Below are 22,097 nucleotides of genomic sequence, written 5' to 3'. Positions count from 1 at the left end.
TCAATTAAATTAGTGTCACACCGGTTCCATTGAGTTCAGAATACCTAATTTTTCCAAAATCTATTGTTACTCCTGTGGCAATGTCTTTCGCAAGTAGTAAAGCTCCATCCATATCAACGTAATCTAATTGGGGCAACAGTTGCGCAATTGCTGATATTCCTATTGTAGATTCTGTCATGCAACCTACCATTGTTTTAAGACCTAATTTCTTAGCTTCTTGAATCATTCGTCTTCCAGGCGTCAATCCTCCACACTTTACCAATTTTACATTTACCCCGTGAAAGTGATTGTGACATTTTGCTACATCTTCTTCAATGATGCAACTCTCATCTGCAATTATTGGCAAAACTGAATGTTTAAAAACTTCTTTATGTCCATCCCAATTATCTGCTTTTAAAGGTTGTTCTAGGAACTCAACTCCTAATTTTTTTAAAGCTACAGCATTATTAATAGTCTCTTCAACACCCCAACCACAATTAGCATCGATTCTAAAAATTGCATTGGTACGCTTTCTTAGCTCCGTGACAATTGCAATATCTTCTTTTGTTCCTAATTTGATTTTATAAATAGGCCATGGAAGTTCTTCCATTTTTTCAACCATTTTTTCAATTGAAGCAATTCCAATAGTGTAGTCTGTCAATGGATTTGTTTCGGTTGTATAATTCCATAGTTCATATAATTTTTTTCCTTTTTGACGAGCATATAAATCATTATACGCCATATCTAGTGCGCAGAGCGCAAACATATCATGTTTTAAATGTGGATGAATTTTTGACCAAAAGTCTTCTGGTGTTTCATTTACTGTACTTTCTATTAGTGTGCGAATTTTTTCCAAATCCTGCATCATTACTGGAACAGTAGTTTTATAGTATGGGTTCGAAGTGGCTTCACCAAAACCTGAAAAACCGTCTTCTTGAAGTTCGACAATCAAAGAGGGCTGGAAGTCAATTGATTCTCTTGAAATTGTAAACGTATGTTTTAATTTGAGGTTGTATTCTCTAAGGATTAGTTTCATTTGATTCTAAATTTAAAGATTAAAATTAATGATTTATTGTTAATAAAGTGTTTAATTGTGTTCTTTTTGTTAAGAATTTAAATTATTAGTAGTCGGTACTTCACGTTCAGAATTAGGATTTCAATACTAACGTTTTCTATTATGATATTAAAATGATATTTTAGCTAAAAATATAATGCAATGAATTCATTTGAAGAAAAAAGAAGTTTACTTTTAGAAATGATCGCCTTTTCTACTGTTGATGGACATTTACACAAAAGGGAATTTGAATTTCTTGAAATTGTGGCAAAGGAACTTAATTTTGATAGCGAAATTTTTAAAGATTTCTTTCATCAGGAATTACCTTCACTACCTATAAAATCAGAGTTTCAGAGAATACAACAGTTTTACCGACTTGCCTTATTAATGTATTGCGATGGAGTTTTGCATAAAAACGAAGCTATTGCAATCCAACAAATTGCGCTTGAAATGGGTCTTAGTCCAATAGCGACAAAACGTGTTTTGAAATTGATGTACGAGGCTCCAAATGCGATTATAGATCCTAAAATTTTATTAAGTATATTTCAGGAACAGCACAATTAAGTTAATTGGCCTTGTAATTTTTTAATGTCATCGCGTAGTTTTGCAGCTTGTAAAAAGTCTAATTCTTTTGCAGCTTTCTCCATTGATTTCCGTTTTTCTCTAATTAGCTTTTCGAGTTCAGGTCTTGGCATGTAAGCCGTATCCGGTTCTGCAGCGCTGTCTAGCGTTAAACCTAATTCATAATCAACTAATGGATTTTTAGTAAAAGCACTTTCTATTTTCTTATTAAGCGCCATCGGAACTAAATTATGTTCCGTATTGTAGTTAATTTGTTTTGTTCTTCTGTAGTCGGTTTCATCAATCGTTTTTTGCATGCTTTTAGTAATTTTATCTGCATACATGATTGCTTTTCCGTTTAAATTTCTCGCTGCACGACCAATTGTTTGCGTAAGCGATCGATGGCTTCGTAAAAAACCTTCTTTATCTGCATCTAAAATTGCAACAAGTGAAACCTCAGGTAAATCCAGTCCTTCACGAAGCAAATTGACTCCAATCAACACATCAAATATTCCTTTACGCAAATCTTGCATAATTTCTATTCTCTCTAGTGTATCCACTTCAGAGTGAATATAACGACAGCGTATATTAACTTTAGTCAAATATTTAGCCAACTCTTCTGCCATTCTTTTTGTCAAAGTGGTTACTAAAACGCGCTCGTCTATTTCAGCTCTAACTTGTATTTCTTCAATTAGGTCGTCAATTTGATTTAAGCTTGGGCGAATTTCAATGATTGGATCTAATAATCCCGTTGGACGAATTACTTGTTCCACAACAACACCTTCCGTTTTTTCTAACTCATAATCAGCAGGAGTTGCTGAAACATAAATCACTTGATTTTGCATTGCTTCAAATTCTTCAAACTTCAACGGACGGTTGTCCATCGCTGCAGGAAGTCGGAAGCCATATTCAACTAAATTTTCTTTTCTGCTTCTATCTCCACCATACATTGCGCTCACTTGTGAAAGTGTAACGTGGCTTTCATCGACTACCATTAAATAGTCTTTAGGAAAATAATCTAGCAAACAGAAAGGTCTAGTTCCGGGTAAACGGCCGTCTAGATAACGAGAATAGTTCTCAATCCCTGAACAGTAACCTAATTCCCGAATCATTTCTAAATCAAAATTAGTCCGCTCCTCTAGTCTCTTTGCTTCTAAATGTTTTCCTATTTCTTTAAAATAATCAACTTGTTTCACTAAGTCTTGCTGAATTTCCCAAATAGCGCCTTGCAGTACATCTGGTGATGTCACAAACATATTAGCGGGATAAATCGTTAATCTTTCAAATTTCTCAAGTACTTTAGAATCTTTAGAATCAAAACTTTCTATTTCTTCAATTTCATCTCCAAAAAAGTGAATGCGATATGCTTCATCAGCATAACTTGGATACACATCTACGGTGTCTCCTTTTATTCGAAAACTTCCCGGATTAAAGTCGGCTTCTGTTCTCGAATATAAACTTTGAACTAATTGATGTAGTAATTTTGTTCTAGAAATTATTTGCCCTTTTTCAATAGGAATTAAATTTTTCTGAAATTCTATAGGATTCCCAATACCGTATAAACACGACACAGAAGCCACCACTAAAATATCTCTACGTCCAGAAAGCAAGGAAGCCGTAGTAGACATTCTCATTTTTTCTAGTTCTTCATTAATAGATAAATCCTTTTCAATAAAAACTCCTGTTACAGGCATGAAGGCTTCTGGTTGATAATAATCGTAGTAGGACACAAAATATTCTACTGCATTATTAGGGAAGAACTGCTTGAATTCTGAATACAATTGTGCAGCCAAAGTTTTGTTGTGTGCTAAAACTAAAGTTGGTCGTTGTACTTCTTGAATAACGTTAGCAACCGTAAAGGTTTTTCCAGAACCTGTAACGCCTAAAAGTGTCTGAAATTTATCACCATCAATAATTCCTTGAGCTAATTTTTCAATTGCTTGCGGTTGGTCGCCTTTTGGCTGATAATCGGATACTACTTGGAAATTCATTTAATTAAGGGGCAAAGATTTAGAGATGCAAAGGTACAAAGTTTGAATTATTTTTATACTTAAGTTTAAGCCAAAAAAAAACCACCATGCTATGCATGATGGTTTTAATAATCTATAAAATTAGTTTAGAAACTAAAGCTTAATCTAGCAAAAAGGAATCTTCCGTTCATGCCAAATTGAGATGTGTTTCTTGAATATACAAATTGATTTGCATTCGATAAATCAATTGCAGATGGAGCAGCATTATAGTCAACAGCTCCACTAACTAATCTTGGCTTAATAGCATTTTGTGGTCCAAGATTTTCATCTGGGTAAATATCAAAAAGGTTATTAGCTCCAATAACAATTTTAGCAGCTTCAGTAAGTTTAAAACCTACAGATAAATCAGTAATTATTTTCGCTCCCCATAGTGGGTGTTCTACTTCAACTACTTGACCGTTTACAAGAGCTCCTTCAACTCTTCCATCTCCGTTAGCATCAGCTGTGTTTGGATCTGTTACTTTTCCAAAATAAACGTTTCTTAAAAAGAAATCGAATTTTTTATATGAAAGTGAGTTAGACAAATTAGCTTTAACTCTAGGAATTGCTTCTTGCAAATACACTCTACTAGCTTCAGAGTAATATCTGTTTACTTGACCATTCGCAACTAATGTTGGAGAACCTTTGATAGCTCCAACTCTATATGTTTCAGAAAAAGTAGCTGATAAATCTGATTTTAAAGAAATATTATTTCCAAAACTTGTTTTATGACTTATCACGATATCAATTCCTTTTGACTCTGTATTAATTGCATTTGCAAAAAATGTAGCAGCAGTCGCTCCGGCAGCGTCAAACTGAAGTTGAAGATCTCTTTGCGGTGTTCCTGCAGCAAATGTTCCTGCTGGACGAGCAAATTGATCAGTTAAAACAACTCTGTCGTCAATTTGTACAACATAAGCATCAGCTGTTAAAGTAAGATTTGCTGTTGGAATTTTAGCGGTAAAACCAATACTAGCACTTTTAGATTCTTCTTGCTTCAACTTAGGAATTCCTAATGCTTGTGCAGGTTGAGAGTCGTTACTAAAAGTTCCTACTTCAAACGGTACACCACCTACGAATTGCGTAGCTGTCGAGTTGAAATAGATTTGGTGTAACGATGGTGCTCTAAATCCAGTTGAAACAGCTCCACGTAAATTAACGTTTTCAGTCAACTTGTAACGAGTTGCTACTTTGAAGTTTGTTGTGTTTCCAAAATCAGAATAGTTTTCAAAACGTAGTGCTCCATTAACTAACCATTTTTCGGTAACGTCATACTCTAGGTCTGTATATAGTGCAAAACTATTACGGCTTTTATCAATAGCATTTGAAGGCCTAAATCCTGGAAAAACTTGAGCTCCTCCTGGTCTTGCTGCATTGAAAAAATCAGTAACCTTAATATTGTTTGCAGTTGTACCTGTTACTATTCCACCATTGATGTCATATAAATTATACGAATCTGGCACGCCTTCATTAATTTTAAAATTTTCGTTGCGATACTCTGCTCCAAAAGCAATATTTAGCTTATCGATCTTTCTGTTAATATCAAAATTTAATGTGTTTTGGGCGAAAGCCAATCCACCTGCGTCAAATACCGTTGGAGAACTTTCTCTCATTGAAGAATTGACAGTATTTTCAATTGAATAATCGAGAGCATTTCTACCGTAAGTGTTACTCAAATCAAAATTCCAGTTTTCAAATAGCATTCCTCTAAGACCTGCAGCAATTGATACATCGTTAATTTCAGTATGGATTTCTGGTAAAAAACCATTTGGATACAATCCAGAATAACCCCTAGATTGATTCGGTCTTCTATAAAATCCTGCAGCTTCACCATCTCTATAACTCGTTCCACCAAAAGCATATGCTTCTAATTTATCGTTAATAGGGTAAGCAGCATTTAAAAAGAATTGAGCGCTTTTCACCGCTGATTGTCCCACTTTCATGTTAAAATCTTTTCTTTCTAAATTTCTATACGCTAATTCTCCAGCTGTTGCATCAAAGTTTAGTGCTGTTTGCATTTGCGCAATAGTAGTAGCGCCAAGAATTGCCGTTTGTTGTCCCGGTGTAAAGTAGCCTACCGCCGGAGCATACGTTTTAATGGCAGATAGAATTTGTAATGTATTTGGAGTGTTAGTGATGTTTCCAAAAAGTGCGTTAATATTTGTTCCTGCAGCTGCAGCTCTATCTTCTACTGCGTTGTAAGCGTTATATAATGTACCAGTTACATCTTTTGCTCTACTTGTTGCATCTCTCAATTGAAAGCTCGCAGTCGCATTAATGAAACTTTTTTCTTTTCCAAGACCAGTTCCGTAGTTTAAATCTAATTGGTAATTTCCTCCGTCAACTCCACCTGAATGATCGTTAGCATTTTTAGAAAAATTTCCTCCTCCAAAAAGATTAACGTCTAACTTGTTTGTGTTTTTCTTTACATTAATATTGATAACACCTGCAATAGCATCAGAACCATATTGTGCAGAAGCACCATCTCTTAATACTTCGATTTTATCAATAGCAAAAGCTGGAATAGCATTTAAATCTGTACCCACAGATCCTCTACCTGGAGATCCATTAATATTCACAAGTGCAGAAGTATGTCTTCTTTTACCGTTAACTAATACTAATACCTGATCTGGTCCTAATCCTCTTAATTGAGCTGGATCGATGTGGTCTGTTCCGTCAGCTACCGTTGTAGTATTAGATGTAAACGACGGTGCAACCATGTTTAAAATCTGGTTTAAGTTAACTTGTGGACCTTGTGATGCAATTTCTTTCATAGAAATTACGTCAATAGGAACTGCAGACTCTGTTATTGTTCGAGTAGGATTACGCGAACCTATTACAACGACATCTTGAAGTGATTCGCCCGTACCCATTAAGGTTACGTTTAAAGTAGATCCAGTAACTGTTACTGATTTAGTCTCTAATCCCACGTATGAAAATTGTATAACATCTCCTTTTTTTGCAGTAATTGTATACTTTCCATCACCATCTGAAGTGGTACCTTTTTTGGTTCCTCTTACAACTATTGTTGTTCCGGGCAAGGTTGATTTGGACTCATCGGTAACAACTCCCGAAATTTTAATTTCCTGAGCGGTCAATCCCACTGAGAAAATTAAGGTTAGAATAAATAAAAGTTTTTTCATTGTTAGTTATTTAAGGTTTTGAGTGCTAAAATACTACTTAAATAACGTTAAATTATCCTTTTATTATCAGAACATTTGTTAAATATTAAATTATTCCTTTTCTGTCTGCGTTTTCACATAATCGCAATTAATCGTTTTTTAATCAATAATATGATAATTACATTATTCATTATTAGTGAAAAAATGACTGTAAAAGGAATGATGGGTGTTTTCTAAACGAATTTCCATTGTTTTTGTTGATTGGCGCTCATGAATGTCCAAGCGACAATTCTACTAGTTTTTTGGCCTTGAGCCATGTCGATCGTTTTAATTTCTGCCGCACTAATTTTATTAAGTGTTTTATAAATACTAGAAAGATTATCTTTTTTAGAAACTAAAGTCGTAAACCATAAACATTGCAAAGGATATTTAGCACTTTCATAGGCCATTTGAGTTATGAAGGCTAGCTCACCACCATCGCACCAAAGTTCAGAATTGTGCCCACCAAAATTTAGAATTGGTTTTGTACTCCTTTCTGCAGCATCTTTAGATTGTAAATTATTTACTTTGCGTAATGAACTTTTTGTAGCTTCCTCTTGAGAAGAATGAAATGGTGGATTACATATTGTAAATGCAAAGCGATCTTCTGGAGTAATTATATTTTTGAATATAAAACGCGCTTCTGTTTGGAGTTGGAGACTTATCGTGTCCATTAGTTTTGGGTTTGATGCTATGATTTTTTTACAATTCTGTATTGCATTTTCATCAATATCAGTTCCTACAAAACTCCAGCCATACGCTGAATTTCCAATAATGGGATAAATACAGTTTGCGCCAACACCAACATCTAGTCCTTGTACGATATCGCCTTCAGGAATTATTCCATTGTTAGAAGTTGCTAGTAAGTCAGCGATGTAATGAATATAATCAGCTCTTCCTGGAATTGGTGGGCAGAGATAATTTTTAGGAATATCCCAATCTTGAATATCATAATGATCGATTAGTAAAGCTTTGTTAAGCGCTTTTACAGCGTCAGGATTACTAAAGTCAATCGTTTCTATTTCATGCTCGTTGATGGAAACAAATTCTTTTAATTCTGGAGATTTTTGGACTAATTGTTCGAAATTATATCCAAATCTATCTTGATTTCTTGGATGCAAATTTGTCTTTTCGGTATTTATTTTCGCTTTCATTTTCTGTATTTCGATGTAAAGATAGGTATTCTCTTTTTATCAAAATACAAGAATTTACTAATTGAGTACGAGCATTAATCGATACACTCCATCATCAATAAATCGCCTTTATCATGTCTGATTTTCACAATACCATCTTCAAGAACACGGTTGCTACTTCCCGTTCTATATCCTATTTTCAAGCTATCATCCTGTAACGGATAAAACAAATTATCAGAATGAATTCCAGTTACGTCGCCTATTGGTATTAATGATATGGGTGTATTTGCTGTATACCATTTTTCAAATTTTTTAGGCAGTAAAAAAACTTTTGAATGATCATCTAAAATTACAATTTTTAATGTGTCTCTGTATCTTGCAATATTAGTAATGTTAGTAATGGTATGATCTGTTCTTTTTCCTGTTGCCCAAACAACGTTTACAGCTGGAATTTTTCTACCAATTAAATAATCAAATGCTTTTTCTAAATCAGTTTTATCTTGATCTGGAGTATGAATTATTTCGATAGGGTATTGGGAAGTTTTATATTGGTGGGGATCGAAACCTCTATCAAAATCTCCTAGTAATACATCCACTTTAATACCTAGTTCCATTACTCTTTCCATTGCTGAATCCAAGACGATAACTAGAGGCGACCATTCTAATAATTGTCCTAAAAGTTCAGGGTCGCAGGATGCACCATTTGCGATAATTAAAGCGGGCTCTTGGTCGTCGCGTACAATATGATGTGAAGACATGCAGGTTTTAGATTTTAAGTTGTAATTTGATGTTGTAAAGTTACTTAAAAATATATCAAATACTGAACGTTTTCGCGTTGTAGCCCAGATTGAAATGGAAAGCTTCTCGCTGTGAAAAATTATTTTTCTTGTTGTTTCAAAGCAACTGTAAGGAGCTCTTGAAAGAGCATTAGAAAAGTTTTTTCAATAAAGAACTTGTAATGCAAAGCTGGAATTAGCTCCTAAAAAAGCAACTATTATTCGACGATATAAATTCTAGTGTCTACTTCGCTTAACGAAAAATAGCCCAAGGGATATTCTAAAGCATTTGTAGTATTAATTATGTTTCCTCGCACCGTAGCTGGAGGTGATTGAAAAGGGCTGCCGCCGCTATTGCTGGAGATTGTTACTAGAATATTCATGTAATTAAAATACGATTTTGAAATTCCGTAATGTGTTACTTCGATCTTATCTCCTTTTTTAAGCTCGTCATTTTGAGAAATACTGAAGAATTTATTGCCATTGAAAAATTCATCATAGTCTACATAAAAATTGGACTTAACCTGATTAGAGTAAGCATATTTATAGAGATAATAATTTGTTTCGTTGGCGGGATCAAGATAAAAAGTTTTGATTTCTACTTGATCACCGGTAAAACCTCCCTTGTCGTTTTGAATTACTTCTGTTATTGATGCGACGGTTTTTAAAGTTTCGGTAGCTGTGTATGTGTTACCGCCACTAATCACAGTTAAGGTATATGTCTCGTTTGCAACGGGAATAAAATTATTACAAAGATATTCTCCCTTAACAGACGACTCTACAAAGTTAAAAGTTATGTTGCTACTGTTTTTTATGTAAACTGTTGCTAGTGATACTTTTGGAATGTCTTTGTTGTAAAAGTCTGCTGTGGTTGACAAAGTAATTTTTTGTTGCTTTCCAGTAGTTCCTTTTTTCCAATTTATAGCTGCCGTAATGACTAACTTTGGTGGAGTGTTATTCAGGTCGACTGCTATTACATCTTCGCAGCTTGTCGTTAAAATGCTTATAAATATTACTAAAAGTAGTATGATTTTTTTCATGATAATTAAAATTTGAAATTATAACTAACGGCTGGAACGATACCGAAAATAGAGGTCTTAACAGCTTCATTATTTCCAGAGTCTACATTTTGTCTAAAATTTATAGAAGCAGCATTTTTGCGGTTGTATAAATTGTAAATACTGAAAACCCATTCTCCTTTCCAGTTTCTATCTTTGTTTTTTTCTGGTGTCAAAGTTGCCGAAATATCTAAATGATGATACGTGGGAAGTCTGTTTTCATTCCTTAAACCATAGCTAGGAACAACAATACCTAAATATTCATAACGACCGTTGGGAAATGTTGCAGGTTGCCCTGTTTGTAAAGCAAAATTAGCTCCAAAGGACCATTTATCATTTAAGTTATAAGCGCTAGTTACTGCAACGTTGTGCAGCTTATCATATACTGAATTGTACCAAGCGCCGTTATTAATTCCTGATTCAGTAGCTGTTCGACCAGGAGTTTGCTGTTCTGATTTTGATAAAGTATAAGATATCCACCCGTTTAACCGACCTTCATTTTTTCTTAACATTAATTCAAGTCCGTATGAACGGAGTTGGCCATTTAAAATAATTTGCTCAATGGCTTTATTAGCTATTAAATTAGCACCATCAATGTAGTCTAATCTGTTTTTTACTACTTTATAATACGTTTCTACTTCAAAGGAATATTCACCATCCTTGAAATTTCTAAAATAACCTAAAGCCACTTGGTCGGCAATTTGCGGTTTTATAAACTCATCACTTGGAGTCCATATATCAAGTGGAGTAGGAGATGACGTATTTGAGATCAGCTGTAAATACTGAACCATCCTATTATAGCTTGTCTTTATTGATTGATCGTCATTAATTTGGTATGCAAATGAAAAGCGAGGCTCAAAATTACTGTACGTTTTTATAGTTTTATTTTTACCGTAATACTTTGTTCCTATTGGAGTTGCTTTTTCATAAATCTGCAAATCAGAATCGAATAATACGGGATTATTATTCTCGTAAATATTTACAGTTGATTGCCCTAGACGATAGAAAAGACTATATCGAATACCGTAAGAAACAGCAATTTTATTAGATAAATCATGATCAGCATTTAAATATAATGCAGGCTCAAATGCGTATTTTTTATCTAGCTGATCAAAGTTAATTCCAGAGTCAGCATTAGATGGTTTAATAGTTCCTGGATTGAATTCGTAATAAATTGCGTTTGCACCATAATTTAATTTGAACTTATCTGAAATGTAATTTTTGAAGTCGTATTTTACGTTGTAGTTTTTAATTCCAGAATCCCACTTGAAACCTACAAAATCTAAATCTAATCCGTAATAGTAGTCACTATAGATTAGCGATAAATTTGAAAATAATTTGTCTGAAAATAAATGATTCCATCTTAAATTTAACGTCGAGTTGCCATAAATATTAGTGAAGCTTTTATTTAATGAAAAGACGTCACGTCCAAAATAACTAGATAAATAAAGGTTGTTGTTTTCATTTAACTTGTAGCTGAGCTTTGTATTTAAGTCATAGAAGTATGCAGCGTTATCTTTTTGCTTCTCTGATAATTTTAGGAATAAATGAGCGTAAGAACTTCTTCCTCCAATAAGAAATGATCCTCTGTCTTTTACTATTGGTCCTTCGGCCAAGATTCTACTTGATATCAGTCCGATACCTCCGTTGACGTGAAATCCTTTGCTACTTCCGTCTTTTTGATAGATATCCAAAACAGAAGAAGCTCTTCCGCCGTAACGGGCTGGAATTCCACCTTTGTATAATTTTAAGTCCTTTATTGCATCGGGATTGAAAACGGAGAAAAAACCAAAAACGTGAGATGAATTAAATATTGTTGCCTCGTCTAACAATATTAAGTTTTGATCTGCTCCACCACCACGAACATTAAAACCTGAAGCGCCTTCTCCAGCATTTGTAACTCCGGGAAGTAATAACAGCGATTTGATCACATCAACTTCCCCTAAAACAACTGGCATCTTCTTAATGGCTGAAATAGAGAGCTTGTTGACACTCATTTCTGGCTTTTTAATATCGATTGTTGTTTTATTACTATTTACAATTACTTCTTTTAAAGCAGTTTCATTACTGTATAGAATAAAGTTCTTCTTACTGTTTTGGTTTAAATCAATTGATTCCTCCATGATTTTATAACCCAGTGAGCTTATTTGAACGATATTTATTCCTTGTGGAAGTGTGATGGAATAAAATCCGTATTCATTTGTAGTTACGCCCACTTTTAATTGTGGAATAACAACATTTACTCCTATTAATGTCTCGTTAGTGTTTGCGTCCATTATGGTTCCACTAAGTGTGAATTTATCTTGCGCTGACGAAGTTGCAGCGTAGAAGATTAGAAATAAAAGTGTTATAATTTTCTTAGTACTCATTTTCTGGATTTTGAATTGCAAATTTCAACTAAAACGGGTTAATTCTTGTTTAACAAATGTTAATGTATTACAACTTGTAAAAAAAAAGACAACTGTTTCCAGTTGTCTTAAATCATATAGTAAAAACTAAATTTATGCTAATTTAGCATCTAGGTTTTCTTTAATAGCTCCTAGGAATGCTTCTGTAGTTAAGTAATCAGCAGCTGTTAATCCTTCTGGTTTAACTAACATAGCTAAATCTTTAGTCATTTTTCCACTTTCTACAGTATCAATACAAACTTGCTCTAGAGCATGACAGAAATCAATTAATGCTTGATTTTCATCTAATTTACCTCTATGCTCTAATCCTCTAGTCCAAGCAAATATAGATGCAATTGGGTTAGTAGAAGTAGCTTTTCCTTGTTGGTGTTGTCTGTAGTGTCTTGTTACCGTTCCGTGAGCTGCTTCAGCTTCAACAGTTTTACCATCAGGAGTAACTAGTACAGAAGTCATAAGTCCTAAAGAACCAAATCCTTGTGCAACTGTATCTGATTGTACATCACCATCGTAATTTTTACAAGCCCATACAAAACCACCACTCCATTTCATTGCAGAAGCAACCATGTCATCGATTAGACGGTGCTCATAAGTAATTCCAGCTTCTTCAAATTGAGTTTTATAATTTTTTTGATACACTTCTTCAAAAATATCTTTGAAACGACCATCATAAGCCTTCAAAATTGTATTTTTTGTCGAAAGGTATAAAGGCCATTTTTTTGTTAATGCCATTTGGAATGAAGAATGTGCAAAACCGAAGATACTCTCATCAGTATTGTACATTGCCATTGCAACACCATCTCCTTTATAATCGTAAACTTCCCATGTTTGAGTTTCTCCTTCTTCGGGAACGAAAGTCATAGTTAACTTTCCTTTTCCTTTTATAACAGTATCAGTAGCTTTGTATTGATCTCCAAAAGCGTGACGACCAATAACGATTGGTTGTGTCCATCCTTGTACGTAACGAGGAACATTTTTCATAATAATTGGCTCGCGGAAAACAGTTCCACCTACAATGTTACGAATTGTTCCGTTTGGAGATTTCCACATTTTTTTTAATCCAAATTCTTTTACGCGATCTTCATCAGGCGTAATGGTAGCACACTTAATACCAACATTGTATTTTTTTATCGCTTCAGCAGAATCAATTGTGATTTGGTCATTTGTAGCATCTCTGCTTTCCATTCCTAAATCGTAATATTTAATATCTAAGTCTAAATAAGGAAGAATTAATTTTTCTTTAATAAAAGACCAAATAATTCGCGTCATTTCATCTCCATCCAATTCAACGACTGGATTGGCTACTTTAATTTTTGTCATAATGTATTGCTATATATAATTCTTATTTTCAATCTTAACTGCAAAGGTAATAAAACGATATCGTAAAAGAAAATGCGTTTTCAGTAAGTTTTTAGTAACGTAAATTGAATTATCGAAAACGTATTTTGAGACTATCAAATCAAGAATATGCGAAAGTTAACTGCCGTTAAATAGTAATAATGGATTATCAGAATTTAATGTTGTACGGAATTTAATGGTCAAAGTCTAGCTAGACTATTCTTTTGTCTTTATTATGTATAATTCTCTGTCCTGAGGTTAATTTTTAAGCAAAAAAAATCCCCAACATTGTTGAGGATTTCTTATAGTAAAGAGACAGTAAACTATCTTCTTTTGTCTTTAATTTTAGCTTTTTTACCAGTAAGTTCTCTAAAGTAGAAAATTCTAGCTCTACGAACTGCACCTTTTTTGTTGATTTCAACTTTTTGTAAAGCTGGTAAGTTTACTGGGAAGATACGCTCAACTCCAATAGCACCTGACATTTTACGAATAGTAAAAGTTTCTGTATTAGCAGAACCTCTTCTTTGAATTACAACACCTTTGAAAAACTGTGTTCTTGTTTTTTCACCCTCTCTAATTTCGTAGTAAACAGTAATAGTATCTCCAGCTGCAAAAACAGGGAAATCTTTTTTAGCTACTAATTCGCTTTGAACGAATTTCATTAAATCTGCCATGATATCTTTAATTATGGTTTGTATCAAATCAACATTCGCGGACCTCGCCAGAGGTTAATCTGAATTCGGGTGCAAATATAGAACTATTGTTTTGATTTACAAGTTTTATTTTTAGTCTTTACTAGTGGATTTTCCTTCTATAAGTGAGGGAAATAGTTAAAATAAAAACTAGCGATTACTCCAATTTTTTTGCCTCATTTGATATTAACAAAGCTTCACAAATACTGAATATTATTCTAACAAATCAGGTCTTCTGTTTTTAGTATGTTCGTACGCAGCATCTTCTCGCCACTTGTCAATTTTTGCAAAATTACCACTTGTTAATACTTCTGGAACTTTCCATCCTTTATAATCCGCCGGTCTTGTATAAATAGGGCCAGATAATAATCCATCCTGAAAACTATCAGTCAATGCCGAGGTTTCATCACTTAAGACTCCTGGTATCAAACGTATCAAAGCATCAGATAATACTAACGCACCTAATTCTCCACCAGACAAAACGTAATCACCAATAGATATTTCCTTAGTAATAAAATGGTCTCTCACGCGTTGATCTACTCCTTTATAATGTCCACATAAAATAATAATATTCTCATACATTGACATGGTGTTTGCCATCTTTTGGTTTAAAGTTTCACCATCAGGAGACATATAAATAATTTCGTCGTATTCTCTTTCACTTTTTAAATGTGTTATACAAGCGTCTATGGGCTGGACAGTCATAACCATTCCTGCACCACCACCATAAGGATAGTCATCGACACTCTTTTGTCTGTTAGTAGTGTAATCCCGTAAATTATGAAAGTGAACTTCTACTATCCCTTTTTCGATAGCGCGTTTCATAATAGAAGCTTCAAATGGACTTCTTAATAATTCTGGTAAAACAGTAACAATATCAATACGCATAAATTCAGATGTAAGTTTTGAAAGTGTAAAGGTACAACGTTTTTTTTCGGCAGCTTACGCTGTATTTTCTCTCTATTTATTCATATCATCAAAGTTGGAATCAAAAACAAAGTCCTGCAAGATGAAAACAAGCAGGACTAAATTTTAATTTATAAGAATCAAAAATGTATTAATAAATAGATTCGTTTTTACATTAAATTACTAAAGAAAATTGCGTTCCACAGTAATTTTTCTGTCCCCAACCAAAAGGCTCTAAAGTTGGTGTTGTCTGTAAAAACAATAATTTTGCCATCTCCTTTTTTGATAGACTGAAACGGCACACTTTCCTTTAATAGTTCCAAATTTGATTTAGAAATATAACCGCTTATTAGTGGATTTTTAGTGTATTGAATTGGGTTGTTGAAACTACTTTTGTTTGGTTCAATAATTATAGAAGTATTTCTAAAAATAGGCAATGTATTTCTCGGCATACCATAATTAATAGGATGTGAAAGATCTAGTTTTGTTTCGAATATAGCACCAGAAATAAGTTGGGCACCACGGTAATCGCCCGCTTTTTCATAAGAAACGTCTTTTGCTTCATTTTTTATATTTTTGAACGTTAAATCTATAAACTTAGAATCGTTCAACCACTTGATAGCATCTTGATAAGCGATAAGAGTACCTCCATTTTGTATCCATTGCTCTATTTTCGAAATTGCTTTCGCTGAAAAACCAGAATAATTTCCATTTGCTAAAATCAGAGTGGTATATCGATTTAAGTCGGCGCTTTGTAATTGTTCAATATTTATTTTTGTCAATGGCATCGCTGCTTTCTGATCTAATAAATGCCAAATCTCACCTGCATCAGACGCGTCAACACCTTGACCTACGATCATTGCAACTTTAGGTTGAGTTAAGGTAACAAAGCTTGGATTACCTAAATTAATTCCATCAGTAAAACCAGTTTCTACTCCTGTAATTTCAATAGAATAATCTGTAATAATTTTGTTTAAGTAATTGAATATCGCCTCAGCGTCCATTTCTTGATTTTGAATAGGAACAAAAAGACTTCCATAAGAGTACGTTTTTCCATTAGAAGTAAAAGGTTGCTTAGTCGTCCTAACTCGTAAGTTCTTAGAAAGAATTTGGTTTAATAACTTTGGAGCATCGTAGTCAGTCCACTCGATTAAATAGCCAATGTCACTTTTTTTAGAAACTAAACCATTCTTCGTTACTGGTTCGTATTTAGAACCTGCTTGCGCTAGAGAGTTTGTCGTTTCAAAATTTAGATTGAAAGCCAAGTCAAAACTCCAAGTAGAAATATCATAAAACAAACTGTCCTTAAACTTTGTCTGTCTATCAAATATAGCGTTGATTAACTTTGTGTTTTGCTGTTCAACGGGAATTATATAGCTTAAGTTTTTATCGAATTTCTTTTTGTTGATTGTAACATCTTCTTTCAGTTTTAGCAATTCGATTTTATGCTGATGTAAAATTTTTGCTAATTCATTTACTCTAGTGGCATCTTTTTCGTCACCAAATATGTATGCTTTTACAGCGCTTTTTTTACTGTCATTTTTTGCTTTTACATAAAAATCTCTTTGATATTCTAAGAGTTCTTTTCTCATTTCATAAGCCGCTTGAATTGATGACAAGCTAGTTGTAAATTGATTTCGTATCGTAAAAGGAAAAGTCAAAATTCCATTAGCACTTTCTTGCGCGTGACCTCTAGAGCTTGCTTGCTCAAATAAAATACCAATAGAACCATTAATATCTGGGTATGAAGAACCTTTACCATAATAAAAATCATCGTAATTCTTTTCAATAAAATAGGAGCTTCCAATTTTATCCAAAGCCTTAGCATGATAACCAGCGATTTTGCGGGTTAAAACTTGATTTAAAGCTGGAGTTAAAGGATTCGTTCGACTTGGTTCTCCTGGTTGAAAAAAGTAAGTTGAATTAGTTCCCATTTCGTGAAAATCACATAAAAGATTGGGAAGCCATTTTCTAAAAGTTTTTATTCTCGCTTGGCTTTCTGGAAGCTGCACAGGCAACCAGTCTCTATTCATGTCAAACCAGTAGTGATTAAAACGACCTCGAGGCCACATTTCGTTAAACTCACGATCATTAGGATCAGTTACTAAGCTTTTGCTTTTACTACTGTTTACCCACGTAGAAAAGCGTTGTAAACCGTCAGGATTAAAGCACGGATCTAATAAAATAATTGTGCTTTCTAATGTTTTCTCAAGCTCAGGACTATCTGATGCTGCTAGATAATATGCTAAGGCGATCGCCGCTCCAGTTCCGCTAGATTCATTTCCGTGAATTGAATAACCTAAATAAACAACGATAGGCAAATCAGAAACATCATTATTATTTACTCCAGAATCAGCTACGGCTTGATGTCTTTTAAGAATTGCGTCGATATTAGCAAGGTTTTTTGGACTAGAGATAGTAAGCAATTGCAGTGGTCTATTTTCATAAGTGTATCCTGTTGTTTCAATTGTCATTCTATCGGATGCTTTTGCAACTTCATTCATGTATAAAGCAACTTGCGTATGATCCGTGTGCATTTCTCCTAATTCAAAATGAAAAATACTTTTAGGTGTAGGGATGTTTTTATTGTAATTACTGTTTTGAGGAAGATAATAGTCTAATGTAACAGGCTGCTGTGCATTTGCAATAGCGCAAAGAAATAGAAAGTAAATCAGAAAATTTTTCATGAAATCTTGGTTTTTAATTTTGGTTTTGTAACATTATTTCGACTGCTAAAATTACTTAAGTTTTTGGAATATCAGCTATATTAAAGTGGCTTATAACTTTAATTTGCTTTTTTATTTCAATATTGCTTTGAAATTTATAATGCATCTCAGTGCCAAATATATATTAGCACTTAGATAAAGATTTTTTTTGTAAAATAAGAAAATGTGACATTACTCGTAAATGTGAGGAAGTGGTATTTAAGTAATTTTTAACTGATGCATAAAAAAAATAACCTATTCTTTATCACTATATTTATGCACAAAATTTAAAATATAACTTATGCGATTTATTTCTAAAATAGTGCTGACAAGTGCTGCTGTTTTTGTGGCATCTTTATCAGTATCATCAATTTATGCACAAAAACAGTCAGTGAAAACTACAAACCCTCTTTTGCAACGTAGCACGCTACAATATCAAGCGCCACGATTTAATCTTATTAAAGACGAGCATTTCAAACCTGCATTTGTATATGCTTTGAAAGTCCACGATCAAGAAATTACAAAAATTGCGACAAATAAAGCGAAACCAACTTTTGCCAATACTGTTGTAGCTTTAGAGACAAGTGGAGTAGATCTAAATCGTGCAACTAGTGCTTTTTATAATCTTACGGGTTCTAATACGAATCCAACTTTACAATCTGTGGAAGCGGAATATGCTCCAATATTCTCAGCTCATAATGATAAAATTTACTTAAACAGTCAATTGTATAGTCGCTTTAAGGCCATTGACCTTAAATCATTAAAAGGTGAAGATAAAAAACTAACGGAATATTATTTACAGAAATTTGAATTGGCTGGAGCCAATTTATCTCCTGCAAATAAAGAGAAAATGAAACAGATCAACGGAGAATTAGCAAGTCTCAGCACTCTTTATGGGAGTAAGCTTTTAATTGCTAGAAAAAATGGAGCTGTCGTTTTTGATAACGCAAAAGATCTTGACGGAATGAGTGCTGCAGAAATCGCTGCTGCAAAATTAAATGCAACAGAAGCTGGCCAAGATGGTAAGTATTTAATTGCATTACTAAACACAACACAGCAACCAGTATTAGCAAGTTTGACAAATCGTGCCAGTAGAGAAAGAATATTTAAATCGTCATGGATGCGTGCTGAAAAAAATGACGATGGTGATACTCGCGAAGTACTAGAGAAAATAGCAAAATTGCGATTGCAAAAAGCTAAATTAATGGGTAAAAAGAGTTTTGCTGAATGGAAATTACAAGATCAAATGGCGCAAACACCTGCTCCAGCAATGGAACTGCTAGCAAAAATTGCTGCTCCAGCTGTGGCAAAATCAAAAATTGAAGCTAAAGAAATTCAAGATTTAATTAATACTCAAAAAGGCGGTTTTAAATTAGAGCCTTGGGATTGGGACTTTTATTCTGAGCAAGTTCGAAAAGCAAAATATGACTTAGATGAAAGTGAGATTAAACCTTATTTCGAAATAGCAACTGTCTTAGAAAAAGGAGTGTTTTTTGCTGCAAAGCAGATGTATGGCATAACATTTAAAGAAAGAAATGATTTACCAGTTTATCATCCTGATGTAAAAGTATACGAAGTATTTGATAATGATGGTTCTTCAATCGCGATTTATTATTTAGATTTTTATACTAGAGATAATAAAAATGGTGGAGCATGGATGAATACTTTTGTTAATCAATCTCATTACTTAAAACAAAAGCCGGTAATTGTAAACGTTTATAACTTTTCTAAACCTATCGACGGTAATCCATCATTAATTAGTTTTGATGATGTAACTACGATGTTCCATGAATTTGGTCATACTTTACATGGATTGTTTGCAAACCAGCAATATGAATCTCTTTCTGGAACATCAGTGCCAAGAGATTACGTTGAATTCCCTTCACAAATTAATGAACATGCTGCCTTAGATCCAACAGTTTTAAAAAACTATGCGATTCATTACAAAACTAAAGAGGTAATTCCACAAGCGCTTATTGACAAAATTAAGAAAGCAGACACTTTTAATAAAGGTTATGTAGTAACAGAACTTTTAGCTGCGGCAACGCTTGATATGGCTTGGCATAGTGTAGAAAAAGAGTCGGATTTTAAACCAACATTAGAATTCGAAAAAGAAGCACTAACTAAATACGGTCTTTTGGTTAACGAAGTTCCAACCAGATATCACACACCTTATTTTGCTCACATTTGGGGTGGCGGATACTCAGCAGGATATTATGCGTATACATGGTCTAAAACTTTAGATTATACAGTATATGACTGGATGGAAGCAAATGGTGGAATGACAAGAGAAAATTGCGAACGTTTTAGAAAATACATTTTATCTGTTGGTAATAGTGTAGATCTTAACAAAGCATTCAAAGATTTCATCGGTAAAGAGATGCAAGTGGAATCGTATTTGAAAAATGCGGGACTGAATTAAAAGAAAAATTAAATGATTAAGAAAATGGTATTCGTAATGGATGCCATTTTTTTTAAGTTATAAATTTTATGCTGAACTAGGTTTGATCTTGTATTTGTCAAGACATCTAAAAAGATAAAAAAGTCAAGATAAGTTCTAAGTGGAATTTCTAAAACCATTAAGAAAATTAAGTTCCATTAAGGCTTAATTAACTTCATGTTCTTCATGGTTAAAAATAAAGCTGATTAATATTACTGCTTTTAAATAATTTGGAAAATATTCGCAAAAGTTAACTATTGCGAATTCTATAATTAAATTCGTAAATTTGCATTTCAATAAAAATTATACAAAAATGGAAAATGGAATATATGCTAAATTTAACACCACTAAAGGTGCTATTTTAGTAAAACTAACACACGATTTAACTCCAGGTACGGTAGGTAACTTCGTAGGATTAGCGGAAGGAAAATTAGAAAATAAAGTTAAGCCACAAGGAGTTAATTTTTATGATGGATTAAAATTCCACAGAGTTATTCCTGATTTTATGATTCAAGGTGGTTGTCCACAAGGAACGGGTACTGGAGATCCAGGTTATAAATTTGATGATGAATTTCACCCGAGTTTAAAACACAATCGTCCAGGAGTTTTAGCTATGGCTAATTCTGGACCTGGAACTAATGGTTCACAGTTTTATATCACTCATATCCCAACAGATTGGTTAGATAATAAACATACTGTTTTTGGTCATGTAATCGAAGGTCAAGATATTGTTGATGCTGTAGAGCAAGGTGATACTTTAGAGTCTATTGAAATCATTAGAGAAGGAGAAGAAGCTAAAAACTTTAATGCAATTGAAGCATTTATTTCTTTTAAAGGGGCGCGTAACAAACGTGATATTGCTTTAAAAGAAGAAGCAGAAGCTGCAATGGAAAAATTAGCTGCAGGTTTTGAGAAAACAGAAAGTGGTTTGCGCTACCAATTCATTCAAAGAGGTGAAGGTAAAAGAGCAGAAAGCGGAAAAACAGTAGCAGTTCACTATGAGGGATCATTAGAGAACGGTAAAGTTTTTGACTCATCATATCCTAGAAAAAAACCAATCGAATTTAGATTAGGTCAAGGTCAAGTAATCGAAGGATGGGATGAAGGTATTGCATTGTTACAAGTTGGTGACAAAGCTCGTTTCGTTATTCCATCGCATTTAGGATACGGATCTCGTGGTGCTGGAGGAGCAATTCCACCAAATGCTACGTTGATTTTTGACGTTGAATTAATGGAAGTAAAATAAAGATTTATTTGAGTCGAATTTAAAATTTTTAAGTTCGAAAAAGAAATAGAGTCTTACTATATTAAAAATGCCTTCAATAAGCGATTTGCTTTATGAAGGCATTTTTTTTTCGAAAAAAACAAAAGTATTTTCAGTATACCATCGTTTTTACGTTCGTGAAAATTTGATATAATTATTGTGATTTCCATAAACAAAAAAAAAGCACCTTCATGTAGAAGATGCTTTAAATAGAGATTATAAAAAACGGTTTTAAGCGTTTGTTACAGTAATTATTTTTAAGGTTTTAATTCCTGAAGGCAATTGCCATTCTACTTCAGCATTCTCTTGAAAACCAATTATGGCTACGCATAAAGGTGCAAGTATAGAAACTTTTCCTTCTTTCAAGTTTGCTTGTGAAGGCAGTACTATCTGAACTTTCATTTGTTGCTTAGTTTTTACATCCTCAATTGTTACTTGAGAATTCATGCGAACAATTGTATCGTCAACAACACCATCTTTATTGATGATTGCACGATCTAACTCTTGAGTCAGCAACGCAATTTCTCTAATATTGGTGCTATCTTTTGCGCTTTTAGTTAATTCTCTCAGAGTGTTATAATCAGTACTTGTTAAAACAGGTGTTGGTTTCATGATG

15 protein-coding genes are annotated in these 22,097 nt (G+C 33.6%); 3 read left to right on the top strand and 12 right to left on the bottom strand.

What is annotated here, in order from left to right; all coding sequences use genetic code 11:
• Window positions 1–4 precede the first annotated feature (4 nt).
• The gene (locus BC961_RS09770) at window positions 5–1,015 is read right to left on the bottom strand and encodes a dipeptide epimerase (protein ID WP_121925653.1); all 1,011 of its coding nucleotides are present in this window, start codon (window positions 1,013–1,015) and stop codon (window positions 5–7) included.
• A gap of 180 nt (window positions 1,016–1,195) precedes the next feature.
• On the opposite strand from BC961_RS09770, the gene BC961_RS09765 reads away from it, so the two are divergent.
• Window positions 1,196–1,597 (top strand): excinuclease ABC subunit B, encoded by a 402-nt coding sequence (locus BC961_RS09765; protein ID WP_121925652.1) that lies wholly within the window; start codon window positions 1,196–1,198, stop codon window positions 1,595–1,597.
• On the opposite strand, the gene uvrB is transcribed toward BC961_RS09765, so the two are convergent.
• From uvrB to BC961_RS09715, 10 genes are all read right to left on the bottom strand, one after another.
• Window positions 1,594–3,585 (bottom strand): excinuclease ABC subunit UvrB, encoded by a 1,992-nt coding sequence (uvrB, locus tag BC961_RS09760; RefSeq protein ID WP_121925651.1) that lies wholly within the window; start codon window positions 3,583–3,585, stop codon window positions 1,594–1,596. The genes BC961_RS09765 and uvrB overlap by 4 nt on opposite strands.
• A 125-nt stretch (window positions 3,586–3,710) precedes the next feature.
• A complete protein-coding gene (locus BC961_RS09755) occupies window positions 3,711–6,746 on the bottom strand; it encodes a TonB-dependent receptor (protein ID WP_121925650.1) in 3,036 nt (1,011 codons plus the stop codon).
• Between the two features lie 212 nt (window positions 6,747–6,958).
• Window positions 6,959–7,918: a 23S rRNA (adenine(1618)-N(6))-methyltransferase RlmF gene (gene rlmF, locus BC961_RS09750; RefSeq protein ID WP_121925649.1), complete on the bottom strand. Its 960-nt coding sequence runs from the start codon at window positions 7,916–7,918 to the stop codon at window positions 6,959–6,961.
• Window positions 7,919–7,992: 74 nt separating this feature from the next.
• Window positions 7,993–8,655, bottom strand: a complete 663-nt coding sequence (locus tag BC961_RS09745; RefSeq protein WP_121925648.1) for a thiamine diphosphokinase — start codon at window positions 8,653–8,655, stop codon at window positions 7,993–7,995.
• 236 nt (window positions 8,656–8,891) lie between these two features.
• Window positions 8,892–9,713 carry a DUF4249 domain-containing protein gene (locus BC961_RS09740; RefSeq protein ID WP_121925647.1) on the bottom strand — a complete coding sequence of 274 codons (822 nt, stop codon included), beginning with the start codon at window positions 9,711–9,713 and terminating at the stop codon, window positions 8,892–8,894.
• Window positions 9,714–9,718: 5 nt separating this feature from the next.
• Window positions 9,719–12,100 (bottom strand): TonB-dependent receptor, encoded by a 2,382-nt coding sequence (locus BC961_RS09735; protein ID WP_121925646.1) that lies wholly within the window; start codon window positions 12,098–12,100, stop codon window positions 9,719–9,721.
• 132 nt (window positions 12,101–12,232) lie between these two features.
• Complete coding sequence (locus tag BC961_RS09730; protein ID WP_121925645.1) at window positions 12,233–13,456, bottom strand: isocitrate dehydrogenase (NADP(+)); 1,224 nt, start codon at window positions 13,454–13,456, stop codon at window positions 12,233–12,235.
• Window positions 13,457–13,797: 341 nt separating this feature from the next.
• On the bottom strand, window positions 13,798–14,148 hold the full coding sequence (rplS, locus tag BC961_RS09725; protein ID WP_121925644.1) for a 50S ribosomal protein L19: 351 nt from the start codon (window positions 14,146–14,148) through the stop codon (window positions 13,798–13,800).
• 231 nt (window positions 14,149–14,379) lie between these two features.
• A complete protein-coding gene (trmD, locus tag BC961_RS09720) occupies window positions 14,380–15,054 on the bottom strand; it encodes a tRNA (guanosine(37)-N1)-methyltransferase TrmD (RefSeq protein WP_121925643.1) in 675 nt (224 codons plus the stop codon).
• 188 nt (window positions 15,055–15,242) lie between these two features.
• Window positions 15,243–17,759 carry a M14 family zinc carboxypeptidase gene (locus BC961_RS09715; RefSeq protein ID WP_121925642.1) on the bottom strand — a complete coding sequence of 839 codons (2,517 nt, stop codon included), beginning with the start codon at window positions 17,757–17,759 and terminating at the stop codon, window positions 15,243–15,245.
• 319 nt (window positions 17,760–18,078) lie between these two features.
• On the opposite strand from BC961_RS09715, the gene BC961_RS09710 reads away from it, so the two are divergent.
• Window positions 18,079–20,199: a M3 family metallopeptidase gene (locus BC961_RS09710; RefSeq protein ID WP_121925641.1), complete on the top strand. Its 2,121-nt coding sequence runs from the start codon at window positions 18,079–18,081 to the stop codon at window positions 20,197–20,199.
• A 331-nt stretch (window positions 20,200–20,530) separates the two neighbouring features.
• Window positions 20,531–21,463: a peptidylprolyl isomerase gene (locus BC961_RS09705; protein WP_121925640.1), complete on the top strand. Its 933-nt coding sequence runs from the start codon at window positions 20,531–20,533 to the stop codon at window positions 21,461–21,463.
• 249 nt (window positions 21,464–21,712) lie between these two features.
• Here the strand turns inward: BC961_RS09705 and BC961_RS09700 are convergent, their stop codons facing one another.
• Window positions 21,713–22,093, bottom strand: coding sequence for a GreA/GreB family elongation factor (locus tag BC961_RS09700; protein WP_121925639.1), 381 nt, complete (start codon window positions 22,091–22,093; stop codon window positions 21,713–21,715).
• Window positions 22,094–22,097: the final 4 nt, after the last annotated feature.

Source organism: Flavobacterium weaverense (genome assembly GCF_003688495.1).
Classification (GTDB): domain Bacteria; phylum Bacteroidota; class Bacteroidia; order Flavobacteriales; family Flavobacteriaceae; genus Flavobacterium; species Flavobacterium weaverense.
This window is presented reverse-complemented; position numbering and strand designations above follow the sequence as displayed.

What these genes read in the sequence shown, in the direction of transcription:
- BC961_RS09770 (WP_121925653.1), bottom strand. Translation starts at nt 1,015, where the DNA reads ATGAAACTAATCCTTAGAGAATACAACCTCAAATTAAAACATACGTTT.
- BC961_RS09765 (WP_121925652.1), top strand. Translation starts at nt 1,196, where the DNA reads ATGAATTCATTTGAAGAAAAAAGAAGTTTACTTTTAGAAATGATCGCC.
- uvrB (WP_121925651.1), bottom strand. Translation starts at nt 3,585, where the DNA reads ATGAATTTCCAAGTAGTATCCGATTATCAGCCAAAAGGCGACCAACCG.
- BC961_RS09755 (WP_121925650.1), bottom strand. Translation starts at nt 6,746, where the DNA reads ATGAAAAAACTTTTATTTATTCTAACCTTAATTTTCTCAGTGGGATTG.
- rlmF (WP_121925649.1), bottom strand. Translation starts at nt 7,918, where the DNA reads ATGAAAGCGAAAATAAATACCGAAAAGACAAATTTGCATCCAAGAAAT.
- BC961_RS09745 (WP_121925648.1), bottom strand. Translation starts at nt 8,655, where the DNA reads ATGTCTTCACATCATATTGTACGCGACGACCAAGAGCCCGCTTTAATT.
- BC961_RS09740 (WP_121925647.1), bottom strand. Translation starts at nt 9,713, where the DNA reads ATGAAAAAAATCATACTACTTTTAGTAATATTTATAAGCATTTTAACG.
- BC961_RS09735 (WP_121925646.1), bottom strand. Translation starts at nt 12,100, where the DNA reads ATGAGTACTAAGAAAATTATAACACTTTTATTTCTAATCTTCTACGCT.
- BC961_RS09730 (WP_121925645.1), bottom strand. Translation starts at nt 13,456, where the DNA reads ATGACAAAAATTAAAGTAGCCAATCCAGTCGTTGAATTGGATGGAGAT.
- rplS (WP_121925644.1), bottom strand. Translation starts at nt 14,148, where the DNA reads ATGGCAGATTTAATGAAATTCGTTCAAAGCGAATTAGTAGCTAAAAAA.
- trmD (WP_121925643.1), bottom strand. Translation starts at nt 15,054, where the DNA reads ATGCGTATTGATATTGTTACTGTTTTACCAGAATTATTAAGAAGTCCA.
- BC961_RS09715 (WP_121925642.1), bottom strand. Translation starts at nt 17,759, where the DNA reads ATGAAAAATTTTCTGATTTACTTTCTATTTCTTTGCGCTATTGCAAAT.
- BC961_RS09710 (WP_121925641.1), top strand. Translation starts at nt 18,079, where the DNA reads ATGCGATTTATTTCTAAAATAGTGCTGACAAGTGCTGCTGTTTTTGTG.
- BC961_RS09705 (WP_121925640.1), top strand. Translation starts at nt 20,531, where the DNA reads ATGGAAAATGGAATATATGCTAAATTTAACACCACTAAAGGTGCTATT.
- BC961_RS09700 (WP_121925639.1), bottom strand. Translation starts at nt 22,093, where the DNA reads ATGAAACCAACACCTGTTTTAACAAGTACTGATTATAACACTCTGAGA.